This window comes from Streptomyces coeruleofuscus, assembly GCF_039532725.1.
Classification (GTDB): domain Bacteria; phylum Actinomycetota; class Actinomycetes; order Streptomycetales; family Streptomycetaceae; genus Streptomyces; species Streptomyces coeruleofuscus.
The window spans coordinates 537,978-553,992 of sequence record NZ_BAAASE010000001.1 but is presented as its reverse complement, the minus strand read 5'-3'; the positions used below and the strand labels follow the sequence as shown (position 1 = coordinate 553,992).

The 16,015-nt window shown below is 71.6% G+C and carries 13 protein-coding genes and 1 pseudogene; 9 read left to right on the top strand and 5 right to left on the bottom strand.

What is annotated here, in order from left to right:
* The first annotated feature begins 50 nt into the window (after positions 1–50).
* The gene (locus ABFX81_RS02365) at positions 51–1,712 is read left to right on the top strand and encodes a rhamnogalacturonan lyase B N-terminal domain-containing protein (protein ID WP_086853193.1); all 1,662 of its coding nucleotides are present in this window, start codon (positions 51–53) and stop codon (positions 1,710–1,712) included.
* A 15-nt stretch (positions 1,713–1,727) separates the two neighbouring features.
* Here ABFX81_RS02365 and ABFX81_RS02360 read toward each other — a convergent pair whose 3' ends face one another.
* Both ABFX81_RS02360 and ABFX81_RS02355 read right to left on the bottom strand, forming a co-directional pair.
* Positions 1,728–3,140 (bottom strand): family 43 glycosylhydrolase, encoded by a 1,413-nt coding sequence (locus ABFX81_RS02360; protein ID WP_086853195.1) that lies wholly within the window; start codon positions 3,138–3,140, stop codon positions 1,728–1,730.
* A gap of 1 nt (position 3,141) precedes the next feature.
* Positions 3,142–4,239 (bottom strand): glycoside hydrolase family 43 protein, encoded by a 1,098-nt coding sequence (locus ABFX81_RS02355; protein ID WP_346137551.1) that lies wholly within the window; start codon positions 4,237–4,239, stop codon positions 3,142–3,144.
* Positions 4,240–4,475: 236 nt separating this feature from the next.
* Here ABFX81_RS02355 and ABFX81_RS02350 point away from each other — a divergent pair, with 236 nt between their 5' ends.
* Positions 4,476–5,441, top strand: a complete 966-nt coding sequence (locus ABFX81_RS02350; protein WP_086855118.1) for an expansin EXLX1 family cellulose-binding protein — start codon at positions 4,476–4,478, stop codon at positions 5,439–5,441.
* Between the two features lie 63 nt (positions 5,442–5,504).
* Positions 5,505–7,613 carry an autotransporter-associated beta strand repeat-containing protein gene (locus ABFX81_RS02345; protein WP_086855119.1) on the top strand — a complete coding sequence of 703 codons (2,109 nt, stop codon included), beginning with the start codon at positions 5,505–5,507 and terminating at the stop codon, positions 7,611–7,613.
* Between the two features lie 3 nt (positions 7,614–7,616).
* Here ABFX81_RS02345 and ABFX81_RS02340 read toward each other — a convergent pair whose 3' ends face one another.
* Positions 7,617–8,444, bottom strand: coding sequence for an MOSC N-terminal beta barrel domain-containing protein (locus ABFX81_RS02340; protein WP_086855120.1), 828 nt, complete (start codon positions 8,442–8,444; stop codon positions 7,617–7,619).
* Positions 8,445–8,484: 40 nt separating this feature from the next.
* Positions 8,485–9,603, bottom strand: a complete 1,119-nt coding sequence (locus ABFX81_RS02335) for an aminoglycoside phosphotransferase family protein (protein ID WP_086855121.1) — start codon at positions 9,601–9,603, stop codon at positions 8,485–8,487.
* Positions 9,604–9,641: 38 nt separating this feature from the next.
* On the opposite strand from ABFX81_RS02335, the pseudogene ABFX81_RS02330 reads away from it, so the two are divergent.
* The 3 genes and pseudogenes from ABFX81_RS02330 to ABFX81_RS02320 all read left to right on the top strand — a co-directional run.
* Positions 9,642–10,042 (top strand): annotated as a pseudogene (locus ABFX81_RS02330) (transposase); the annotation flags it as partial.
* A gap of 206 nt (positions 10,043–10,248) precedes the next feature.
* Complete coding sequence (locus tag ABFX81_RS02325; protein WP_086855123.1) at positions 10,249–10,605, top strand: PadR family transcriptional regulator; 357 nt, start codon at positions 10,249–10,251, stop codon at positions 10,603–10,605.
* The gene (locus ABFX81_RS02320) at positions 10,602–11,546 is read left to right on the top strand and encodes a hypothetical protein (RefSeq protein WP_086855124.1); all 945 of its coding nucleotides are present in this window, start codon (positions 10,602–10,604) and stop codon (positions 11,544–11,546) included. Before ABFX81_RS02325 ends, ABFX81_RS02320 begins: the two co-directional genes overlap by 4 nt.
* A 139-nt stretch (positions 11,547–11,685) precedes the next feature.
* Here the strand turns inward: ABFX81_RS02320 and ABFX81_RS02315 are convergent, their stop codons facing one another.
* On the bottom strand, positions 11,686–13,080 hold the full coding sequence (locus ABFX81_RS02315; protein ID WP_346137550.1) for an amino acid permease: 1,395 nt from the start codon (positions 13,078–13,080) through the stop codon (positions 11,686–11,688).
* 132 nt (positions 13,081–13,212) lie between these two features.
* Between ABFX81_RS02315 and mmuM the strand changes: the two genes are divergently transcribed.
* From mmuM to ABFX81_RS02300, 3 genes are all read left to right on the top strand, one after another.
* Positions 13,213–14,118: a homocysteine S-methyltransferase gene (mmuM, locus tag ABFX81_RS02310; RefSeq protein WP_346137549.1), complete on the top strand. Its 906-nt coding sequence runs from the start codon at positions 13,213–13,215 to the stop codon at positions 14,116–14,118.
* A 175-nt stretch (positions 14,119–14,293) separates the two neighbouring features.
* Entirely contained in the window at positions 14,294–14,824 is a 531-nt protein-coding gene (locus ABFX81_RS02305) for a hypothetical protein (protein ID WP_086855633.1), read from the top strand.
* A gap of 132 nt (positions 14,825–14,956) precedes the next feature.
* The gene (locus ABFX81_RS02300; RefSeq protein WP_086855631.1) at positions 14,957–16,015 is read left to right on the top strand and encodes a substrate-binding domain-containing protein; all 1,059 of its coding nucleotides are present in this window, start codon (positions 14,957–14,959) and stop codon (positions 16,013–16,015) included.

Sequence of the window (16,015 nt, the reverse complement as noted above, 5' to 3'; positions counted from 1 at the left end):
CTCTCCCCCACCACCCCCACTCCCCCCACCACCTCCCGAAGGAGGCCCCCATGTCCGGATCCGCGAACAGACCGGTCGGCCGCCGCGCCTTCGTCCTCGGCGCCACCGCCGCCGCCGGTGCGGCCCTCACCGGCACGGCGCACGCGGCCGGCTTCGGCTGGACCGACGACGGCTCGGACTACGTCGTCGACACCGGCGCCCACCTGGTCTTCAAGGTCAGCAAGTCCACCGGCGACCTGACCTCCCTGGTCTACCGGGGCACGGAGTACCAGGGCTACGGCGGCATGAACTCGCACATCGAGTCCGGCCTCGGCGCCTCCACCGTGAGCATCGGGCAGTCCGGCTCGACGATCCTGGTCTCGGTCACGCACGGCACGCTCAGGCACTACTACGCGGCCCGCAGCGGCGAGAACAACGTCTACCTGTGGACGAACAAGGCCGACACGTCCGTCTCCGCCACCCGGTACATCGTGCGCGTGAGGAAGGGCGCGTTCCTCAACGACGAGCCCGACTCGTACACGTACGCGCCCACCGCCATCGAGGCCTCGGACGTGTTCCGGAAGTCCGACGGGCAGACCCGCTCCAAGCACTACTCCAAGCGGCGCGTCATGGACTACGACCACATCGGCTGGTCCGCGGGCGGCGTCGGCCTGTGGATGGTGCGCAGCAACCACGAGAAGGCCTCCGGCGGCCCCTTCTACCGCTCCCTGCTGCGCCACCAGAGCGCGGACGGCGGCGGCCTGTACGAGATCCTCCACTACGGCCAGAACCAGACCGAGGACCAGCGGTTCGGTCTCCAGGGCCCGTACGTCATCGCCTTCACGGACGGCGGGGCGCCCTCCTCCGCGCTGTTCCCGGGCACGCTGACCACACCGTGGGCCGATTCGCTCGGCATCCCGGGGTACGTGCCGGCGAGCGGCCGGGGCAAGGTCACCGGCGTCGGGATATCCGGGCGGAACACGGCGTACCCGTACACGGTGGGGCTGGCCAACGCGGCGGCGCAGTACTGGGGTTCGGCGCGTTCCTCGGACGGCTACTTCTCCGTCCCGGGTGTGCTGCCCGGGACGTACACACTGACCGTCTTCAAGGGCGAGCTGGCGGTGTACACCACGTCGGTGAGCGTGTCGGCGGGCGGCACGACCACCCTGAACACGATCGCGGTCCCGTCCTCCAACGACCCGTCGAACGCGAGCGCGATCTGGCGGATCGGCGACTGGAACGGCACGCCGGGCGGGTTCAAGAACGCGGACCTGATGACGTACGCGCATCCGTCCGACGCGCGGGCCGCGGCCTGGACCGGGAACGTCGTCATCGGGAACGGCGAGACCGCGGCCTTCCCCTGTTACCTCTGGAAGGACGTCAACAGCGGGATCCTGGTGTACTTCCGGCTGACGGCGGCCCAGGCGGCCGCCGCGCACACGCTGCGGATCGGGGTGACGACGGCGTACGCCAACGGCCGCCCGCAGGTGACGGTGAACGATGCCTGGACGTCCGCCGTCCCCTCCCCGCCCACCCAGCCGAACACCCGGTCGCTGACCAACGGTTCGTACCGCGGCAACAACCACACGTTCACGTACAGCGTGCCCGCGTCCGCCTGGAAGACGGACCCGAGTCAGTACAACGTGCTCAGGATCGACGTGGTGAGCGGGTCGGGGGCGACCGGCTTCCTCAGCGCGGGGACGGCGATCGACGCGATCGACCTGCTGGCCTAGGGACAGTCGGGGTGGTCATGTCCCGCGCGTCCACTGCTGGTTGGTGCCTCCGTTGCACGTGTACGTGATGAGCGCGGCGCCGTTGGCGGTGGACGCGCCGTTCACGTCCAGGCACTCGCCGGTCGCGCGGGACTTGACGTTCACGTACGAGCCGGTGGTGGTCAGCGACCACTGCTGGCCCGTCGCGGAGGCGTTGCAGTTCTCCTGCGTGACCGAGCTCGCGTTCTCCTGCACGCACAGCGAGCTGTTCCTGACCATCAGCTGGTAGGAGCCGCTGCCGACGGACTTGAACCAGTACTTCTGGTTGGTGCCGCCGTTGCAGTCGTACTGCTTGAGCTGCGCGCCCGCCCACAGCGACTGGCTGGTCACGTCCGCGCACTTGGACGAGTGGCGGGCGATGAGGGTGTTGTACGTGGCGCTCGTGCCGGAGACGGTCCCGGCGGCCGTGTCGATGGTGACCTCCGGCGACCAGGACATGGACATCGTGGTCGAGTTGGAGAAGGTCAGCGGCAGCCACACGTACCGCGAGTCGTTGACGGTCCCGCCGAAGGAGTTGCCCCAGCGGTCGCCCAGGTAGAGGTAGGAGGTGCCCGAACCGCCCTGTACCGGAAGGACGAAGGCGGTCTGCGAACCGAACGTCGTCGAGTCGCCGATGTTCTTCATGGCCGACCAGGGTCCGGCGATGCTGGTGGCCGTGGCGTACTGCTGCTGGTTGGGGTTCCAGCCCGTGGCGCCCGAGGTCAGCATGAAGTACACGCCGTTCCGCTTGAACAGCGCCGGGGCCTCGCGGTGACCGCCGGGCCAGGGGTTGGCGACCAGGCTCGCGATGCCGGTGTAGTCGGCGGTGAGGCGGTAGATCTGGAGGTCGTAGTTCTCGCGGGCGGCGGAGATCATGTACCCGGCGCCGTCGGTGTCGACGAAGACCGTGATGTCACGGGACATGTGCTGGCCGAGTGGGCGGAAGCTGCCCTTCCAGGTGTAGTCGCCGTCGACGGTGTCGGAGACGGCGACGGCCGCGCGGGCCTCGCTGTAGTCGGTGCCGTTCTCCTTGTGCATCCACATCACGAACTTGCCGGTGGAGGCGTTGTACATGACCTTCGGCCGCTCGATGTTGGCGGTCGCCAGCTCCGGGTCGCCGGCCTCTGTCAGGACGTGGTTGCGGAACTCCCAGTTCTTCAGGTCGGTCGAGCGGTAGGCGTCGACGTACCGGAAGGTGTTGTCGGCGTTGCGGTGCTCGCCGAACCAGTAGTAGTACGAGCCGACCTTGATGACCCCGCCGCCGTGCGCGTGGACCGGGTTGCCGGAGGTGTCCTTGAACTGGGTGCCGTTGGTGATGGTCTGGGGCGCGGCCTGGGCGGGGCCCGCGGTGGCGAGAGCGCCGAACATGCCCAGGCACAGGGCGAGGAGGAGGGCGTACGCACGTCTCATCTCAGCCACCCGCCTTCACGGTGTCGGCGACCGGGATGCCGAAGTCCGGGGTGCCGTCAGGCTTCCAGCCGAGCTTCTGGATGCGGGTGTGGCGGTTGGGGTCGTTCAGCGGGTCGCCGTTGATCTCCTTGTACTGGCGGGCGTGGTAGACGAGCACGTCGGTGCGGCCGTCCTCGGCGACGGTGAAGCAGTTGTGGCCGGGGCCGTACTGCTTGGTGGTGTCGTTGCTGGTGAAGACCGGCGTCGGCGACTTGGTCCAGCTGATGGGGTCCAGCAGGTGGCTGTCGGCGTCCGCGGTCAGCAGGCCCATGCAGTAGTTGAAGTCGGTGGCGCTGGCCGAGTACGTCATGAAGAGGCGGCCGTTGCGCTTGATGACGTACGGGCCCTCGTTGACCTTGAAGCCGATGCGCTCCCAGTCGTACTCGGGGGTGGAGAGCCGCACCTGCGGGCCCTTCAGGGTCCAGGGGTTCGCCATCTCGGACAGGAAGATGCCGGTGTTGTTGTCCATTCCGGGCTCGTGCTGCGCCCAGGCGAGGTAGCGCTTGCCGCGGTGGGTGAAGGTGGTGGCGTCCAGGGAGAAGGTCTCCCAGGCCGTCTTCACCTGGCCCTTCTCCACCCAGGTGCCCTTGAACGGGTTGGGATGGGCGTTCTCCAGCACCCATATGCGGATCGCCCAGACGTCCTCCGCGGGCGCCGAGGCGAAGTAGATGTACCACTTGCCGCCGATGCGGTGCAGTTCCGGCGCCCAGATGTGCGCTCCCATGTCGCCCGTGGCGTGCGCGCGCCAGATCACGGACTCGTCGGCCGTGCCCAGGCCGTTCAGGGTGCGGGAGCGGCGCAGGATGATGCGGTCGTACTCGGGGGCGGTGGCGGTGAAGTAGTAGAAGCCGTCCTTGTGCCGGTTGATGTGCGGGTCGGCCCGGTTGCGGACGAGCGGGTTCACGAAGGGAGCCGGCTTGGGGGGCCTGGCCGGGGCGGCGGCCTGGGCCACACCCGGGACGGCGGGGACGGCGGCCAGGGCGCCGGCGGCTGCCGCGCCCTTCAGCAGCAGTCTGCGGCTGGGGGGTTCGGGCAGAGCGTGGTCGCGGTCGCGGCTCATGCGGTGGGGCCTGCCTCTCGCTGGGGGACACACGGCGTTGTCTGATGCGTCGTCTGACATTTCGAACACCATCTGTCATTACGAACGCCGAAAAGGTAAGGGTGTGCCACGAGGAGGTCAACGGGTCTGACGGGACGAAGAGAACCGGGTGTGGGAAGAGGGGCAACCTTTCCGGCCCCGGCGACGACTGGTGGGTCGACAGCGTGCATTTCCCTGAACCACGTAAGGACGCAACCGTGGCATCCCATTCCCGCCGCCGCCCCCGCCGCGAGCGGCGCACGGCCCTCGTCCTCGCCGTCGCCGTCGCCGTGACGGCGGTGGGCGTTCTGCTGTCCCTGGTGATGGCCCTCCGCCCTGACGGCGAGCCGAACGCCGTGCGAGCCGCTGCCGGGTCCGCCACCGGCAAGCAGTCGAGTGCCCCGGCCGCGACACCGGAACGGAAGGCCGAACCGAGCCCGAAGCCGAAGCCGAAGCCCAAGCCGTCCAAGGCATCCCCGACGCCGACCTCGACCACCCCGTCGGCGCGGCCCTCGCCCACCAGCCCCCCGCGGTCCTCACCGCGGCCGGCGTCCGGCACGGCATCGCTGGCGGGACGTATCCAGCCCCAGGTCACCTACAAGGGGGTGGCCACCCACTACGACGCCGCGGACGGCGACGGCGCCTGCCTGTACGGCCCGAGCCCCGACCTCATGGTCGCGGCGATGAACCACACCGACTACGAGACGTCCAAGGCGTGCGGTGCGCACGTCCTCGTCCGCGCGGCGAACGGCGCCTCCGTCACGGTCCGGATCACCAACGAATGCCCGCTGCCCTGCGCCCCCGGCCAACTCGACCTCAGCAAGGAGGCCTTCGCCAAGCTCGCCGGCCTCTCCGCCGGCCGGATCCCGATCACCTGGAGCCTGCTGAGCCCCAGCACCTCCGACACCGTCTCGATCCGCTACAAGACCGGCTCCAGCCGCCACTGGTGCGGCATCCAGGCACTCGGCCACCGCAACCCGCTGGCCCGCCTGGAGGTGAAGACCGGCAGCGGATGGAGCCGGCTGACCCGTACCGAGTACAACTACTTCCTCTCCCCCGGCGGCACGGGCTGCGGCGGCGCCCTGAGGCTCACCGACATCTACGGCGAACAGCTCACCGTCGACGGCATCGCGATCCGTCCGGACGCCGTACAGCCGACGCGTGTGCAGTTCGCCCGGCACTGAGCGGTGGAACGGCGACCGTCGATTTTCTGTTATCCGCCGCCCGCCCCCCGCGTCTCCCCTCCCGTGCGCAGTCTCACCCACACCACAGCAGCGGCCGCCGGTGTCCTCGCGGCGGTCGCCTCCCTGCTCGCCGCTCCCCCGGCGGTGGCCGCCGGTCCCCGGGACGTCACCGCCGACGTGCTGGCCGACCGGGACGTGACGCTCGGCGGTGACACGGTCGTCACCGTGCCGCCCGGGACGACGACGTACGACGGCGTGTTCCGCGGCGAGGGCACGCTCACGGTGCGCGGCAGCGGGACCCTGGTCCTCACCGAGGACAGCGACTTCGCGCTCCCTGAGTCCCGGCGGCGGCAGCGGGTGCGGACGCTGGGCGGGAACCACCCGTACGTAACCGTCGCCGACCCCGACCCGCCGGCGGTCACGGTGGAGCGCGGTGCGACGCTCCAGTACGGCGACGGCGGTACGACGGGACTGATCGGCCGCTTCCCGTACAACACCCCGGCGTTCCGCCTCAACCAGGACAACATCCGGGTCGACGGCACCCTGCGGCTGTCGCTGACGAGCGCTTACAACCTGGGCACCATCAGCGGCTCCGGGCTGATCACCCAGCCGAGGTTCCTGTGGGGCACCTGGGACGTGTCGGGCACGCACTCCTTCTCCGGGGTGATCGACAACGGTACCCAGCTGAACGCGGGCCGCCCGGAGTACGCGACCTCGCTCCCCAACGTCCGCAAGGTCCTCAACCAGGGCACCTGGACCGTCGACACGCCCCTGGGCCGGACCGTCACGATGGGCATGGACTTCTACCAGCGCGAGTACGGCAGCGACATCAACGTCCAGTCGCGGCCCGGCAGCAAGGTGATCCTCACCGGCCAGTACAGCTGGTCGGACCAGGGCGGCGACAGGGACCCGTCGCTCAGCGACCCGGCCCTGAACTGGACGCCGGCCCGCAAGAACGTCAACAAGCGCGGCACCAACATCAAGGGCGCGAACGTCCAGTGGGGCGACGGCACCACGAACAGGATCTTCATGCCGGGCACCGCCGAGACGGTCTACATCAACCTCCTGGCCGCCCGCTCCCGTTCCCGCCTCACCTTCGACTACGACGGCCCGGTGACGCTCGGCGCCCCCATCGGCGGCGGCGTGTTCCACGACACCCTCGCGTCCCCCGGCGCCGGCGACATCGTCATCGCCGGAACCCCCGGCAACGACGTGACCTTCGCGGCCGTCCAGTACTACGACGGCTCGACGGCGGTGGAGAAGGGGGCGGTGCTCCGGCTGGGCAGCGGGAAGCGCGGCGGCGACGGCGGACTGTACACGGCAGGCGCCCGCTACCGGGTCGTCAACGACGGCTCGCTCGTCCTGCGCAACACGAAGCGGCCTCTCGCCCTCTCCCGCATCGGCGGCAGCGGCTCGCTCACCCAGTCGGGAGCGGCCACGACGACACTGACGGGGCCCGCCGTCACGTACACCGGGACGACCACCGTCTCCAAGGGCACGCTGGCCCTGCGAAAGGGCGCCACGCTCACTCGCAGCAGGGCCATACGGCTCACGGCGGCCGGGGCGCGGCTGGACACGGGCCCGGCGGGTCTGCGCGTCGCGACCACACTCACCGGCAAGGGCACGGTCGCGGGAGCGGTGACGAACGACGGTGCCGTGACGACCGGCCTCACCGTGAACGGCGCCTACACGCAGAGCTCCAAGGGCACCCTGGTCCTGCGCGGCAAGCCGCTGAAGGTGACGGGGACGGTACGGCTGGCCGGGGATCTCGACGTCTCGGCCCTCGGAGGCCGGGGCCGGCCGGCTCGTGAGGTCACCGTCCTCGACCACAGGGGCGACGGCAGGATCTCGGGAACGTTCGAGGGGCTGCGGCAAGGCGCCCGTCTGAAGCTCGGCGACACCACCTACCGCGTCGACTACCGGGCGGGAGACGGGAACGACGTCGCCCTCACCGCGAAGACCGCCCCGAGTCCCTCCCCGACCGCGCCCGAGGCGTCCGCGTCCGGCGCCGCGGCGCCCCGGAGCGCCGGCGCGTCGGAGGACGTCGGCTTCGGCTGGTGGCCGTACGCCCTCGGGCTGGCCCTCGTCGTCAGCCTCGCCGTACCGGTGGCGGCGCGGCGCGGCCGGGGCCGCCGGCGTGCCGGCCGGCACGCGTCCCGCGCGCGGCGGTGAGGCCTACAGCTCGGACTCGCCCCACGCAGTGACGACCGCTTCGTCGCCGACGGACACCTTGCCGGGCCGCAGCACGGCGAACTTCGCGCCGAAGGCGATGCCGCCCTCGGACGCCCGCCGGTAGCCGGCGAGGGTGCGCAAGGGTTCCGGGCCCGCCCTGGCTCCGGATTCCTGCTCGACCAGGGTGACGGCGCACCGGATGGCGAGCTTGGCGTAGCCCAGTTCGGTGTCGCCGATGCGGATGCGGCGGGCGCGGTCCTCGGCGTGTGGTTCGGCCCAGCCGTCGAGCACGATGTTGGGGCGGAAGCGGTTCATGGGCAGCGGGCTCGCGCCGCGTTCGCTCAGTTTCCGGTTGAGGAGTTCGAGGGTGGAGCGCGAGACGACGTGCAGGGCACAGCTGTCGGCGTAGCCGGATGTGCCTGGTGTCATGCCGTCGGTCACCCGGTCGTGTTCCGGCGGTACGCGCACGAGCCGGCTCCGGGCGCCGAGCACCTCCGAGAGCCAGTCGGCTGCGGTGTCGCCCTGGTCGATGCCCTGGTAGGCGGTCCCGAACAGGTCCACCTTCCGCCGGGCGCCGGAGGTGTCCACGCGCAGGTGCAGGGCCTCGGTCCGCGGCGCGCTGAGCGTGAGGCGTTCGCCGTCGGCGGTGATGGCCGGCCGGATGACGGCCAGCCGGGGATCCCGGCGCTGGGTCCGGTACACGCCTTCCTCGCTGACGACCATGAAGCTGCGGTCGTGCGCCAGTCCGGCGGGTGTCAGCGGCGCCTGGACCGCCGAGATCCCGGCGCATCCCTTGACGGGGTAGTACGACAACTCGACGACGCGGGCCATGCCCTTCCCTTCTCCCGGCGGTGAGCCTCACACATCCGCGTCAGCGGCCGCTCGGCGCCTCCGGGAAACCGAGCTGGGGAGCCAGCAGCCGGGCCTCGGCCGCCCAGTCGGCGAGGAAGGCGAGGGTCAGGCCGCGTTCGCGGTAGCGGAGTCCGGCGGGGACGGAGCCCTGGCCGCCGTAGGCCGGCTGCTCGTCGTCCGCCCGGGCGAGCATCAGTGCGGTGAGCCAGTCGTACTTCACGGCGGAGGCGCACACGCCGAGCCGTACGAGCCGTTCGTCGCCCCGCCAGCCGCTCTCGCGCAGGCCCTGCACGTACGCGTCGTACGCCGCCTTGGCCAGGCCGGGGAGGTCGGCGGCGGGAACGAACAGGTCGAAGACGGAGTCGGGGAGGTAGTTGCCGAGGTCCTCACCGAGCGCGCCGTCCCCGGCGAACGCCCAGTCGAACAGGACGCTGTCGCGGCCGTCGGAGCGGACGTTGGCCGGCCACTGGTCGAGATGGCAGAAGGCTCGCGGCAGGGACTCCATGACCGTGAGGAACCACTCGCGGTCGTGGTGGAGGCGGACCATGTCCTCGCGCAGGCCCGCCGGGAAGTGCTCCCGGACCAGGGGATGCCGCCAGGCCTCGTCATCGTCGAGCAAGTCCTGGCCGGTCGTCTTGTCGGTGGTGTAGTCGCGCAGGAAGCGCCGCGACAGCCACGGCCGGTCCTCCCCGGCGCCCACCGCGCCCTGCGCGGCCCCGAGCCGGTGCGCGTGCTCGACGTGCCGGGCGAGCGGCCAGGCCGTCGCCGGTTCGCCCGGCACGTCCTCCAGCCACAACGCCAGGTCGCCGTCGGGGCGTTCGACACAGGCCAGCAGCCGGGGCGCGCGGATGCCGTGCCGCTGCCAGACCTGGGCGAGCCCCGACTGGTAGACGTACGCCTCCCGGCGCCAGAAGTTCCAGTGCCGGGGGTCGTTGGAGGCGGCCCACGTGGCGCTGGTCTCCTTCGTCCGCGTCAGCACCTTCAGGACGGCCGACCGGCCGCCGCCCGTGACGCGCCACACGCCCGCGGTGACGCCGTTCAACGGGTTGTGCGTGAGAGGTACGAGGGTCGTCCCTCCGGGGGCTGCGGAATCGAAGATCTCGCGAAACTCGGCTTCCGCCACGGCGACTTCAGGCATCCCGCAAGCTTACGGTGAGGTCCGTCCCGGACCGGCAGGAGGACACCATCGTGCGCGCACACCAGCACGCGGCCGGAGCCCGCAAAAGGGGCCCCGGCCGGCGAGCCTGACGATCACGCCATCGGCCGGTCCCGCGGCGGACTGACCACGAAGATCCACCTCGCGGCCGACGGCCGGTGCCGACCACCTGCGCAGACGTGGCATCCGCGCGGTGATTCCGGAACGCGCCGACCAGCAGGCCAACCGGCGGCAGCGCGGACAGGCGGGCGGCAGACCGCTGGCCTGCGACCGCGAGGCATACAAGCAGCGCAACACCGTCGAGCGGTGCATCAACCGCCTGAAGCAGTGGCGCGGCATCGCCACCCGCTACGAGAAGACCGCGACCGTCTACCTCGCCGGACTTCACATCGCGGGCATCTTCCTCTGGTCCGCCCGCTGATCCGAACGAAACCGCCCAGTCGACGAATCCGGCGCTGAGGTGCGGCCGGCCAGCGACTATCTGTGCGATCGGGTACTGGGCGATGTCAGCCCGCTGACGTGCCGCCGCCACAGCGGCCAGGCCCCCAGGAAGCGGATCGGGCTTCCGGGCGGCAGAACGATGAATCGATCGACAACATATGCCGGTCGCTGATATATATAGGCGACATGAATGAGCGACCGCTTCAGGAGCCGACGCTGCTCCTGCTCACTGCCCTGGCCGACGAGCCCAGGCACGGCTATGGACTGATTCAGGAGATCGACGCGATCTCCCAGGGCCGTGTGCGGATGCGCACCGGCACTCTCTACGGCGCGCTGGACCGGCTGGTCCAGCAGGGCCTGATCCGGGTCGAGCGCGAGGAGGTCGTGGACGGTCGGGCGCGCAAGGTCTACGCCCTCGCCGAGGCCGGCCGAGACGTGCTGGCCGCCGAGACGGAGCGGCTGCGCACTGTCGTCGCCGAGGCGGAGCGTCGACTGGCCGCCCGTCGCGCCCACGCCATCCGCCCGAAGGGGGCCCTGGCATGACGCAGCAGCACAGCTCACTCGCGTTCCGCTGGGCGCTGCGCCTCCATCCGGCCGCCTACCGCGCTGAGCACGAAGCCGAGTTGACCGCGATCTATGCCGAGGCGACGCAGGATGCCGGCCCGCTCGGTCGGCTGCGCGAGGCGCTCGATGTCGCCGGCCATGGCCTGCGGCGGCGCACCGGCCTGGGCTCCGACCGGATGGCGGGTCAGGTCCTGGCGCAGGCGGCCCCGCCGGCTATCGCCGTGGCGACGGGTAGCTTCCTGGCGGGCCTGTTGTGGCTCTTCGCCCCCGACGTCCGGACCTTGCCGGCGTCCTCGCAACCGAATGTGCTGAGCCTGGCCAACACGGGCCTCACGCCGCTGCTCTGGCTGGCGGCGCTCGCGGCTGTCTGGACCGGGCGCTGGACCGTGGCCCGTGTACTGGTCGTGCCGGCGATGGCACTGTGCCTGGCCGACGTCCTGCTGGCCGCGTTCTCCTCCTCCGGCTTCCACGGCACCCCCTCGATCGCAGTGATCCGACTGGCCGTGCCGCTGCTCACCGGCGCCGTCGTCCTCGCCGCACCCAGGGATCTGCTCGGCCCCTCCCTGTCACAGCGCCGCACGCTCATGGGAACCACCGCCCTGGCGGCCGTCCTGGTGTCGGGCGTGCAGCTCGTCGACATGTACTACCCCTTTACGCTGGGCGTTCACAGCGTCATCGGCCCGCTGTGGGCCGGGGTCCTGTGGGCCGGGGTCCTCGCGATCGCCCTGCTCTTCGGCACGCGTAACCGGTTGACCGTCGCGGGAGTGGCGGTGGCCGTGCTGCCCACCACACTGCAGGTGACGGTCCAACTCACCCCCGCGGGCGTGGTTGTCCTGCTCCTGGTCCTGCTCAGCAGCACGGTGCCCTTCCTCCGCGCGCGCCGGCGCCCCTTCCAGTCAACCCCGCCGAGCGCGGCATAGCTGGCTCCGGGACCCCGGGCCGCACCCCGGATCGGCCCGGCGCTTCTGCCGGGCCTCCTCAGGCTGGACGGCCACCCGCTACGGCAAGACCGCCACCATCTACCTCGCAGGACTCCAGCTCGCCGCCATCTTCATCTGGTCAGCAAGATGATCCGGAAGAAACGGCCTGGGCGGCCGCCTCCCGCCGCCCCCGCAGCCACACGTACACCGGAATCCCGGCGAACAGGAAGAGCACCCCCTGGTAGACGGCCGCGTACCCGGCGCCCGCGATCAGCCAGAACGAGAAGCCGAAGGAGAGGGCGGCGACGATCAGGTCGCGGGCCAGGCCCGCGGGGCGGACCCGTTCGCGGGTGCCGCGGGCCAGCCAGTAGAGCTGGGCGGCGGCCGACAGCAGGTACGGCACGCAGCCGGTGAACGTGGTGATCAGGACGAGGACGCGGAACGTGGTGTCCGGGCCCGCCGTGTAGTTGAGGGCGATGAGGAGCGTGCCGAGGACCGCGCAGGCCCAGACGCCGAAGCCGGGGACGCCGCCCTTGCCGACCCGGGCGAAGGGCGCGGGGAAGAGACCGTCGCGGGCGGCGGCGTACGGCATCTGCGCGGCCATGAGGATCCAGCCGTTGAGGCAGCCGGTGATCGAGACGACGGCGACCAGGGCGATGGCGGTGCCGCCCCAGGAACTGCCGGTGAGTGCGTTCACCGCGTCGGCGAAGGGGGCGCCGGAGTCGACGAGTTCGCTGTGCGGGACGAGGCCGAAGACGGCGACCGTGCCGAGGATGTAGACCAGCGCCGAGGCCAGCGTGCCGAGGACGCTCGCCCGGGCGACCGTGCGCCCGGGGTCGCGGACCTCGCCCGCGCTGACCGCGGCCGACTCCACGCCGAGGAAGCTGTACAGCAGCAGCGCGGCGGAGGCGGCCAGCGCCCCGGAGACGCTCTGGCCGGAGGCGTTGAACGGGCCGAAGTTGTCCGTGTCGACGAAGAACAGGCCGATGGTCGCCAGCAGCAGCAGCGGTACGAACTTCAGGACCGTGGAGACGACCTGCACCGTGCCGACCCACCGCGTGCCCGCGAAGTTCGCCGCGGCGGGCAGCCAGAGAGCGGCCATGGCGACGGCTGCCTGGAGGGCGTGGTTGCCGTGCAGGGGTATCAGGACGTCGACGTAGCCGACGACGGCGACGGCCAGGGCGGCGATGCTGACCCAGCACATCGTCCAGTACGACCAGGCCGACAGGAACCCGGCGAACTCGCCGAAGGCGTCCCGGGGGTAGACGTACAGCCCGCCGGTGACCGGGCTGCGCCGCGCCAGCCTGCCGAAGAGCAGGGCGAGTGCGACCGCGCCGACCGAGAGCACGACGAAGGCGAGCAGGCTGATCGTGCCGTAGGGGGCGACGGTGGCGGGCAGGGCGAAGATGCCGCCGCCGATGATGTTGCCCATGACGAGGGCCGTGGCGGCGGCGAGGCCGAAGGTGCGGCGGGGAGGGGGCGCCGGGGCCGGCTCGACGGTTTCGGCGGCCTCGGCGGGGCTGGGGACGGTCATGGGGGTTCCTGACGAGCGGAGAGGGGGGAGGGCCGTGATCGTAACCCGCCGTCCCACATGTTGGGCGACCTGTTCATGTACCGGACACAATCGGCTGGGGTCCGCCGCCGGGTCTCGACTACGGTCGTTCTTATGACCAGCACCCTCACCCTCGCCGAAGCCCTCGCCGCCGGGACGGTCGTCCTCGACGGCGGCATGTCCAACCAGCTCGAGTCGGCCGGGCACGACCTGAGCGACGAGCTGTGGTCGGCGCGGCTGCTCGCGCAGCAGCCGGAGGCGATCACCGAGGCGCACCTCGCCTACTTCCGGGCGGGCGCGGACGTGGCGATCACGGCCAGTTACCAGGCCACGTTCGAGGGCTTCGCCAAGCGCGGGATCGACCACGACCGGGCGGCCGGGCTCATGGCCCTCAGTGTCGAGTTGGCGCGTGACGCGGCCCGGCTCGCACACGTCTCCCGCCCCCTGTGGGTGGCGGCCTCGGCCGGTCCGTACGGGGCGATGCTCGCGGACGGTTCCGAGTACCGGGGGCGCTACGGCCTCACCGTCGACGAACTGGAGCGCTTCCACCGCCCCCGCCTGGAGGTGCTGGCCGCGGCCCGCCCCGACGTCCTCGCCCTGGAGACGGTGCCCGACGCCGACGAGGCCACCGCCCTGCTGCGCGCGGTGCGCGGGCTCGGGGTGCCGGCCTGGCTGACGTACTCCGTCGCCGGTGGCCGCACGCGCGCCGGGCAGCCGCTGGAGGAGGCCTTCGCCCTGGCCGCCGACGCGGACGAGGTGATCGCGGTCGGCGTGAACTGCTGCGCGCCCGAGGACGCGGACACCGCCGCCGAGATCGCGGCCCGGGTCACCGGCAAGCCGGTCGTCGTCTACCCCAACAGCGGCGAGACCTGGGACGCCGACGCCCGCGCCTGGACCGGCCGCTCCACCTTCACCGCCGACCAGGTGAAGGGCTGGCAGCAGTCCGGCGCCCGCCTGATCGGCGGCTGCTGCCGGGTGGGCCCGGAGGCGATCTCGGACATCGCCGGGTTCAGCGGCTGACGGCGGTCTCGCGCGCACAGGCGGCAGCTTCCCGGGGTTGCGGACGCGATAGGCGCCGGTGACGTCCGGCGATTGAGCCCTCCTCAGGTCCTCCCTCAGCGGGTGCGCCCTCGTCCGCAGGGCGGATACGGTCCGCCGTAGCGGACGAGGCGTGGCCGCCAGGTCCAGGGCCAGCATGTACGTCATGACGACAGCGACCGCCCCTCTCCCCGCCTCCGCACCCGCACCCGCACCTGTCTGGGCTCGCCGCGCCGCCCACGCCATCGCTTGGTGCGCCGTCCCGTCCGGCCTGTGGCGCATCGCCATGGCATCCGGTGTCCACGTGGGCTACAGCGACCAAGTGCTGCGCGACGTCTTCGACATACCGGGCTGGGGCATCGCATACGTCGTCGGCCTCTCCGTCCTCACTGAGCTGGCCGCTCTGTTTCCGCTGCTGCTCGTCAGCGACCGGTGGAGGCCGCTGCACCCCAGGGTCCTCGCCCCGCTGGCCTGGGCCGCCTCGGGCGTCCTGGTCCTGGTGGCACTGTGGCAACTCGTGGTCGCGTTCACCGTCGAGAGCCAGACGTACCTGTCGAGCGGTACGGCACAGACCGTCTGGGGGTTCACTTTCGCCCCGCTGTTCGCCATCCCGGCCCTGATGACCGCGGTGACCTGGTCGTACGCAAAGCGGCACCAGGTCGCCTTTCGGCACGGCACCCAACTCTGACACCGGTCCGCGCACACCACTCCTCTCCCTCCCTCCCCACTGCTAGCCTCCGTTCGGGGAACCGGTTGCCATGGCGTTGCCGCAGTTCCCGAGGGGTGGGTGCGGACCGGCGCCCGGAGAGACGAGGCAGTCATGACGAGGAAGAGCGGGGACGCGAGCCGCAGCACCATCCGGGACGTGGCGGCCCGCGCGGGGGTCTCGGCGTCGACGGTGTCCCGGGTGCTCGGCGGTGTGTACCCGGTGAGCGCGGCGACGCGCGGGCGGGTCATGCGGGCCGTTCGTGACCTGGACTACGTGGCGGACGCGCGGGCCAAGGCGGTCGCGGGCGTCGGCACGCCCACGCTCGCCTTCGTGCTGGAGGACATCACCGGCCCGTCGTTCGCGCACATGGCACACGGCGTCGAACGCGAGGCGACCCGCCTCGGCCACCTCTGCCTGGTGTGCAGCACCGAGGGCGACGTGCAGCACGAGCTGGAGTTCGTCGAGATGATGCGCGCCCAGCGCGCCGCCGCCGTGATCCTGGTCGGCGGCACCGCCGACACCCCCGAGTACCGCGAACGCACCCACCGCATGGCCGACTCCCTCGCCTCGGCCGGATCCCGCCTCGTCCTGTGCGGCAGACCGCCGCTGGACCCCGGCGCCCCGGTGGCCGTCATCGAGTACGACAACGAGGGCGGCGCCTACACCCTGGTCGCCCACGTCCTCGCCCAGGGCCACCGCCGGGTGCTGTTCCTCGGCGGCCGGACGGACCACACCACGGCCCTGGGCCGCGAACGCGGTTATCTCGCCGCCCACCGGGCCCGGGGCCTGACCCCCGACCCGGCCCTCCTGCTGCACGGCGACTTCACCCGGGACGCGGGCCACCGCCTGATGCGGCAAGCCCTCAAGGAGGACCTCGACTTCACGGCCGTCGTGGCCGCCACCGACATGGTCGCGGCGGGCGCCCTCACCGCCCTGCACGAGGCGGGCCTGACCGTCCCCGGCGACGTCTCCCTCGCCGGCTACGACGACATCCCCTTCGCCCGCGACCTGCACCCCGCCCTGACGACGGTCCACGTCCCCTACGAGGAACTCGGCCGCCTCGCCGTCCGCACGGCCCTCGAACACACGCCGGGTGCTCCGGACGAACACCTGCTGCTGGGCACGCACGTCGTCGTACGCGACTCGGTGGGGCCGCCGCCGGCCCGCTGA